Origin of the sequence: Zoogloea sp. (assembly GCF_028693495.1) — a bacterium.
In the GTDB taxonomy this organism is placed as follows: Bacteria; Pseudomonadota; Gammaproteobacteria; order Burkholderiales; family Rhodocyclaceae; genus Zoogloea.
Genome location: NZ_JAQUVG010000140.1, coordinates 1 through 6042 on the forward strand (window position 1 = coordinate 1; position 6042 = coordinate 6042).

General features: G+C 63.8%; 4 protein-coding genes. All 4 read right to left on the reverse strand.

The genetic code is table 11. The annotated features are described in order from the left end of the window. Positions 1-66 precede the first annotated feature (66 nt). Positions 67-1152, reverse strand: coding sequence for a 3-dehydroquinate synthase (aroB, locus tag PHD22_RS15950; protein WP_299869111.1), 1086 nt, complete (start codon positions 1150-1152; stop codon positions 67-69). Further along, positions 1140-1673 carry a shikimate kinase gene (locus PHD22_RS15955; RefSeq protein ID WP_299869114.1) on the reverse strand — a complete coding sequence of 178 codons (534 nt, stop codon included), beginning with the start codon at positions 1671-1673 and terminating at the stop codon, positions 1140-1142. The genes aroB and PHD22_RS15955 overlap by 13 nt, the downstream gene beginning before the upstream one ends. A gap of 78 nt (positions 1674-1751) precedes the next feature. Then, positions 1752-3749, reverse strand: a complete 1998-nt coding sequence (locus PHD22_RS15960; RefSeq protein WP_299869117.1) for an Ig-like domain-containing protein — start codon at positions 3747-3749, stop codon at positions 1752-1754. A 23-nt stretch (positions 3750-3772) separates the two neighbouring features. Continuing rightward, on the reverse strand, positions 3773-5968 hold the full coding sequence (pilQ, locus tag PHD22_RS15965; protein ID WP_299869120.1) for a type IV pilus secretin PilQ: 2196 nt from the start codon (positions 5966-5968) through the stop codon (positions 3773-3775). Positions 5969-6042 lie beyond the last annotated feature (74 nt).

The following is a 6042-nucleotide window of genomic DNA, read 5'->3' on the forward strand; positions in this document are numbered from 1 at the left end:
CCCCGGGAGTTGTTTTCGGTAACCGCGTAAGGTGCCAGATCCGGCATCGTCGTCTTCCTTGTGAGATCAGGCCTGGCAACAGGCCTCGATGGTGGCGCCGATCTGCTCGGCCGTGGCCTCGGCACTGATCACCGCCCTGCCGACGGCCTTGAGCAGCACCAGGCGCAGCTGTCCGTCCGCCACCTTCTTGTCGTGGGACATCAGCTCCAGGTAGCGCGCGACCCCGAGCGGAGCGCCAAGCACCGGCAGGCCGGCCTGGACATGCACGCGGACGATCCGCGCCACATCCGCATCGGAAAGCCAGCCCAGCCGGCGGGACAGATCCGCGGCCATGATCGCACCGGCGGCCACGGCCTCGCCATGCAGCCACTCCCCGTACCCCAATCCCGTCTCGATGGCATGGCCGAAGGTATGCCCCAGGTTGAGGGTTGCCCGCTCCCCCTGCTCCGTCTCGTCAGCGGCCACCACTTCGGCCTTGTTGCGGCAGGAACGCTCGACCGCCTCGGCCAGCGCATCCGGATCGCGGGCCAGGAGCCGGTCCAGGCGAGCCTCGATCCATTCCAGGAAGGGCAGATCGCGGATCAGACCGTACTTGATGACCTCGGCCAACCCCGCCTTGAGCTCCCGCTCGGGCAGGGTGTCGAGCACCTGGGTGTCGGCGAGTACCAGCCTGGGCTGGTAGAACGCCCCGATCATGTTCTTGCCCAGGGGATGATTGATCGCCGTCTTGCCGCCCACGGAGGAATCCACCTGGGACAGCAGGGTGGTGGGCACCTGAATGAAGGGCACCCCGCGCTGGTAGGTGGCCGCAGCAAAGCCGACCATGTCCCCCACCACGCCCCCGCCCAGGGCGATCAGGGTGGTGCCACGGTCGCAGCGCGCAGCCAGGAGGGCATCGAAGATGCGGTTGAGGGTCGGCCAGTCCTTGTGCGCCTCGCCATCCGGCAGCACGATGCGGACGACCTGCAGCCCCTGCGCTTCCAGACCTGCGGCAAAGCGCTCGAGATAGAGGGGACCCACCACATCATTGGTGATCACCGCCACCCGGCGGGTCTTCAGATACGGAAGAATCAGCTCCGGCGCATCGATCAGCCCGGCACCGATATGGATCGGGTAGCTGCGCTCGGCCAGCTCGACGTTCAGTGTTCGCATAGGTTCTGGAGTTCCTTTTCGATCATCCGCACCATCGCATGGGGCGTCCCGCGCCCTCCTTCCACGATGATCCGGGCGGCCTGGCGGTATAGAGGATCCCGGGCCACATAAAGCTGCTGGATCCGTGCCTTTGGATCCGGCACCTGCAGCAGGGGGCGGGTCTTGTCGTGCCGGGTCCGCTCCCAGAGGATCTGCGGCGGCACGTTGAGATAGATCACCACCCCCCGGGCAGACAGGATCTCCCGGTTCTCGGGCTTGATCACGGCCCCGCCTCCGGTGGCCAGCACCATGTTCGACTCGGTGGTCAGCTCATCCAGGGTCTGGGTTTCCCGCTTGCGGAAACCGTCCTCGCCTTCAATCTCGAAGATCGTCGGAATCTTGACCCCGGTCCGGGCTTCGACTTCATGGTCGCTGTCCACAAAACGCAGGCCGAGACGCTTTGCCAGCTCCCGGCCCACGGTCGTTTTGCCGGAGCCGGGCATGCCAACCAGCACTACACATTGGGATTGTTCTGAATTCACGGGTGATGGCAGGTCTGAAAAAAACCAAGGGGCAACCGACTGAAGAGCGTCGGTTGCCCCCCCAGATGTTACACAGGGTCACTTCGGATTGTCACACCCGCTCTGCACACCATAAGGCGAGTCACCAAAGGACGGATACACCGCCTCGTTGGTCAACTCCTCGGCCAGACCGGGAAGGAAAAAGCTCCGACTGACGCTGCTGTTGGTACCCGTCACGGCAGCGGTAGCTGTCAGTTCGACACGCGCCCAGGTCGCGTATTGCGGCAGGTATTGCACCCAGAAGGCGGCTACGCCCTCCTGATTGGTGGTCACGGTCACGCTGCTGGCCTGAGTTGCCGAATCGCTCGGCGGCATGACGAAGGCGGCGCCGTTGGGCTCCAGGACACCGTCACCATCGCGATCCCTGTCTCCCGCCTGGATGAAACCATCGTTGTTGATATCTTCTGGTTCACACTCCTGCTGAATGCTCTTGGCCCACTTTACGGTTCCACCAGCAACCGGGATGTAGTAGCCCTTATGAAACCAGACTCCCTTCAATGCGACAGTCACCTGCTGATTCCGCACCGGATTGCCCGCGGTATCGGTCACCGACACCCCCCAGACGGAGCGATAGCGGGGCGGATCGCTGAGAACCTGAATCAGGTTGTTGGTGCTGATCACCATGTTCACACCCTGCCCGGCGACCGTCAGGGTCGTCGTACTAGTCACCGTCGAATTGAGCACCGAGGCCACCACCTTGACCGAATCCTTGCCACTGAGGTTCGGATCGGCAATGAAGGTGGTCGATGCCTGGCCGGAGGCATCCGTCTGGGCCGTCGTCGGCGAGGCCTGGCCGCCTCCGTTGGGTGCGGTGAACACCACGGTACTGCCCGCCACCGGGTTCCCGGTATCGTCGCGGACGATGGCATAGACCTTCGCCGTGCCATTGGGCGTCAGGGTGGAGGGATCGGACTGGACGACGATCTGGGTCGGGGTGGTGGAGACGAAACTCACATCCCGCTTGGCGGTGGTTCCGTCGGCCACGGAGCTCGCCAGAATCGCGGACACGGTTGCCGCCCCCGCGCTCGGGGAGCGCACCCACGCAGCGGCGATTCCGGCAAAGAACGGGACGGACACCGTCGATGAAGGTGCGCCCGCCTGGCAGGACGCCTGGCTGGCATAGATGGAGCCACGGGAAGAGACGAAGTTGACGCCCGTGGCGGGGTTGCTGCTCAGAAGGCTGACACTCACCTGCTGGCAGGTATTGATGGGGATGACGGTCCCCGACGCGGGGCTGCTGAATGCAAACGCCGTCGTCGTCAGTTCGAGGGTGCGCGCCGCACTGGCCCCCAGGGCGCTGGCCGTGATGGTGTCGGCACCGCCGACGGTGGGCGTGTAGCTGAAGCTGGCCTGACCGGCCGTGTTGGTCCGGACCGTCGCGGGCAACCCGTTCCCCAGGCTGGAGCGCAGGCTGACATCCTGATTGGCGATGGCCTTGCCGGCAGCATCCAGCAGGCTGATGGTCATGCTGACCGGAGAGCCGACGACGCCCGAGGCATCGCCGCCGAAGCCCAGGCGGGTGCCCTGAATCGCCACGCTGATCACCTGGGACAGGCTGCCATAGCGGGCGGTGATGTTCACCGTGCGGTTGGTCTTGTCCGCATTGGAATTGAAGACCACCTGGGCCAGACCCGTGGTCGCGTCGGTGGTGACCTTGCTCGCGCTCAGCTCACCGGAGTCCGCGGAAAAACTGACCTCCTGTCCCTTGACCACGCCATTGCCGGCATCCTTGAGGGAAGCCACCAGACTGACCACCGAGGTTCCGTCGGTCTGAATGGTCGGGACATCCGCGGTCAGGCTGAGGGTCTTGACGACCGTGACGCCCTGACCGACACAGGTCGAGTTGGTCGTGAAGGGCAGGCAACCAGGGGTCCCCGTGGAGCCCCCCGTGGAGCCCCCCGTGGAGCCAGTCGTCCAAGCAGTAGGTGAACTGCCCCCTCCCCCGCCACCACAGGCCGCAAGGGCCATGATCACGGCGAGGGGAAGGAGCAGGCGGGTTCCTGAGGGCTGCTGCCGGAATGAGTTGAGCTTTTGCATCGGGTAGTCCATACAGTCCAGCATCAGCGCAGGCCGAGCTGATCGTTGATGATCCGGGGGGTAATGAAAACGAGGAGTTCGGTCTTGTTGTCCTTCCGCTCATTGTTGCGGAACAGCCAGCCAACCACCGGAATGTCACCCAGGAGGGGCACCTTGGTGGTGTTGTTGCCGACCTCCTGAATGTAGATGCCGCCAATCACCACCGTGCCGCCGTTATCCACGACGACTTCCGTCTTCACGTGCTTGGTGTCGATGGGCACATTGCCGCCGGCCACGGGCTGGTCGTAGCGGGGCTGATCCTTGTTCACCTCGATGGACATCATGACCTTGCCGTCCGGGGTGATCTGGGGCTTGACCTTGAGGGCCAGGTTGGCCTTCTTGAAGCTCACCGTCGGGTTGGTGGCGGAGCCGGTCAGGGTCTGGTAGGGAATCTCGGAACCCTGCTCGATCAGGGCCTCCGCCTTGTCGGCTGTCAGCACCCGGGGCCGGGACACCACCTTGCCCCGCCCGTCCGCCTCCAGGGCGGAGACTTCCAGGTCAATGAAACGGGTCCCCGCGCTGTTCCAGAGGGCGAAGGAAAAGGCGCCCGCCGCACTCTTGTTGTTGATGGAGCTCGCAGGCAGGTTGACGCCCAGGGAGTCGGCAAAGCTGGCCTGGTTGGTGATCTGCCCCGCCTGATAACCGGTGGAATTGAGATTGCCGGTGCCGAAGGTGTTGCGATAAATCTGGACGCCATCCGCCCTGGTGCCCAGTTGCCCGCCGGTCTTGGCACCGAAACCGAGGCGCACGCCCAGGTTGCGGGAGAACGTGTCCGTCGCTTCGACGATCTGGGCCTCGATGAGCACCTGGCGAGTCTCCACGTCCACCTCGGAGACCATCCGGCGGACATCCTCCAGGCGGGAAGCCACGTCATTGACGAAGATCTTGTTGCTGCGCTCATCGACACTGACACTGCCCCGCTTGGACAGGATCGTCTGCTCCTTGCCCTTGAGGAACTCCGCCACATTGCGGGCCTTGTGGTAATTGATCTGGAAGCTCTCGGTGCGCAGAGGCTCCAGATCACCGATCTGGGCCCGAGACTCGAGATCGAGCTTTTCCCGGGCAGCCAGTTCGTCTCGGGGTGCGATCCAGATGACGTTGCCGTTCTTGCGCATATCCAGACCACGGGCCTGAAGGATGATGTCCAGGGCCTGATCCCAGGGTACATCCTTGAGCCGCAAGGTCAGGTTGCCCTGAACCGAGTCGCTGGTGATGATGTTGAAATTGGTGAAGTCGGCGATGACCTGGAGCACCGCCCGGACGTCGATGCTCTGGAAATTGAGGGACAGTTTCTCACCGCCAAACTTGCCTTTGCCGGCCCCCTGAACGAGCTTGTTGGGATCTTCCTTGACCGCCTTCACTTCCAGCACGAACTGGTTGTCGGTCTGGTAAGCATAATGCTCCCAGTTGCCCCGAGGGGTGATCGTCATGCGGACATTGCCGCCCTGGGTCTGTGTCAGCACCGTGCTGACCGGGGTACCGAAGTCCACCACATCCAGGCGTCGCCGGAATTGCTCAGGCACATCGGTCTTGAGGAAATCAACGATCAGGCTGCTACCCTGCTGGCGGATGTCGATCCCGGCACTGGAGTCAGAAAGGTCCACCACCAGACGCCCCTCGCCATCCTTGCCGCGCCGGAAGTTGATGTCCCGGATGAGGTGCTGCTCCGGCTGTCCAGGCGCGGCCGCAGGTGCGAACTGGGAGGACTGGGAGGTTCTGGACAAGCCCGTGGCGGCCTCCCGCAACGGGCCTGCCGCCAGGGTGATCAGGAGCTCACGCCCCTCAATACGGGTCTGGTGGGGGAAGACACGCGTGAGGTTCAGCACCAGACGGGTACGATCGCCGACCTGAACGATATTTGCGCTGCGCAGCTCGCCGGTATTCAAGGTCTGGCTGTTGCGCCCCAGACCGTTGGCCATGTCGGGAAAATCAAAGGCAATGCGGGCCGGGCTGGCCACACTGAAACTCGCGGGTACCGCAGCCAGGGGCTGAGCCAGGGTCAGCTTGAGGATGATGTTGCCATCCTGCTCTGCAGCAACGAGCTTTTCGATGCGGTTGGCAGGCTGCACGACCTCCTGTTCCTGCTGGGCAAGGACCTGCGTCACCGGCAGGAGAACACCCCCCAGCACAGCCATCAGGGCCCACGCGCCAAGCCTGACGCCAATTTTTCCGATTTTCATTTCTTCCCCTCCTGGGGCGCCTGCTCCTGCAACTGCAGGCTGCTGATCCGCTCGATCCAGTCGCCGCTGGCGTC

Excerpts from the sequence above, each read along its gene's own strand:
- aroB (WP_299869111.1), bottom strand. The coding sequence starts at position 1,152 with ATGCGAACACTGAACGTCGAGCTGGCCGAGCGCAGCTACCCGATCCAT.
- PHD22_RS15960 (WP_299869117.1), bottom strand. The coding sequence starts at position 3,749 with ATGCAAAAGCTCAACTCATTCCGGCAGCAGCCCTCAGGAACCCGCCTG.
- pilQ (WP_299869120.1), bottom strand. The coding sequence starts at position 5,968 with ATGAAAATCGGAAAAATTGGCGTCAGGCTTGGCGCGTGGGCCCTGATG.